The organism is Rhizobacter sp. P3_B12 (assembly GCF_056402895.1).
In genome coordinates this window covers 1-1,235 of record NZ_JBFUGN010001389.1, presented here as the reverse complement: position 1 = coordinate 1,235, position 1,235 = coordinate 1, and the positions used below count along the sequence as shown (strand labels likewise).

The window sequence follows — 1,235 nt, the reverse complement described above, 5'->3', positions numbered from 1 at the left end:
TCCAACGGGGCGGGCCAGATCTGAAGATGGTACCGATCATCGCCGTCGAGGCCATCCTCAGACAACGAATCGAGGCCGGAGAAGCAAACACGCACGCGATAAGTCCCAGGGGTCACAGGAATGCGGGCCGCACCTGGAAAATAGTCGGTGCAACCGGCAATGACCAAGTTCTCACCGGCTACGAACAGCGGGCATTCAACGACGTGATCGTAGGCCGTCGCGTTCGTTGGAGGCGATGATTTCAGGATCTCCAATGTGGCAGGAACTTCCATGTTCCTGACCGTGCCGACGCCGACGGTGCCGGGTATAACCGCAAGCAGTCGCGCAACCGCTTCATCAGGCCAAGTGTCCGAAAGGTTGCCGTCAGCTGCTTCGTCTTGCAGGTAGAACTGGAAATAGTCGGCGAAGATGTTGAAGCTATGCATACGATGGGACTACTCTAAAGCCGACACTGCCGACCGACTGCTCCTGGCCGGCTGAAGACGTTCGGGCTCAACTGCAGCTTGCCTCCAAACGACCCTTCTGGTCTCGACATCCAACGAACTGCCGCTCAACGGTTGACGTGAGGGGCCTCAGCAGGGAAGACCGCTTGATTGAAGTGTTGGGCTACATGCTCAGCGAGACAAATCTTCAGCCGTGCCATCCACGGCGGGACCTACGCTCTCAGGCAAGCTGCGCAGGACCAATTCGAGAGCCTCGTCTGCTGTGAGACCCGATGCAGGGAGACTGCGTCCTGGAATCGACACGGTGTGCTTGCCTTCGGGCGTGCACCCGACCACTGGGCAGTCCTCGGTGTATGGGTAGCCCGTGCACCTGCTGAAGCACAAGCGCGACAAGCTCGTGAAAGGGAATAGCTGCCTCAGTTGTGGGGTCTCGTACGCGAGACGTATGAATACTGAGAGTTCAGGGAAATCCGTCGGGGCCCGCTGCAGATACGTATCCCAAGCCCGCTGCGTAGCCTTGCCACTTTCAAAAGCTTCGGCACCCTCGGCGACTGAAACGAAGGGGAAGGATGCCGCCAAGGCCATTGAGTTCGATAGACCGGCTATCCAGAAATCTATAGCTGAGGCGGCGAGTTCGACGTTGGGAGTCTGCCCCCTCGCAAGCTGAACGCCCTTGGTCCAAAAATCGACAAGAAACAAGCGCTCGCCAGCTGCTAAATAGACTTGGGACAAACGCCCTGGCGCGTGCACACGAGCGAACGCGGGAAAACCTTGGGGAAGGTCATCCCGTCG

General features: G+C 58.5%; 2 protein-coding genes. Both read right to left on the bottom strand.

All coding sequences use genetic code 11. The annotated features are described in order from the left end of the window. Positions 1–425 (bottom strand): hypothetical protein (locus tag AC1D01_RS35485; RefSeq protein WP_477874326.1); only part of this gene is annotated, 425 nt, incomplete at its 3' end. Between the two features lie 189 nt (positions 426–614). Next, entirely contained in the window at positions 615–1,028 is a 414-nt protein-coding gene (locus AC1D01_RS35480; RefSeq protein WP_477874328.1) for a DUF6193 family natural product biosynthesis protein, read from the bottom strand. Positions 1,029–1,235: the final 207 nt, after the last annotated feature.

Coding starts and splice junctions, on each gene's coding strand:
- AC1D01_RS35480 (WP_477874328.1), bottom strand. CDS start 1,028: ATGGCCTTGGCGGCATCCTTCCCCTTCGTTTCAGTCGCCGAGGGTGCC.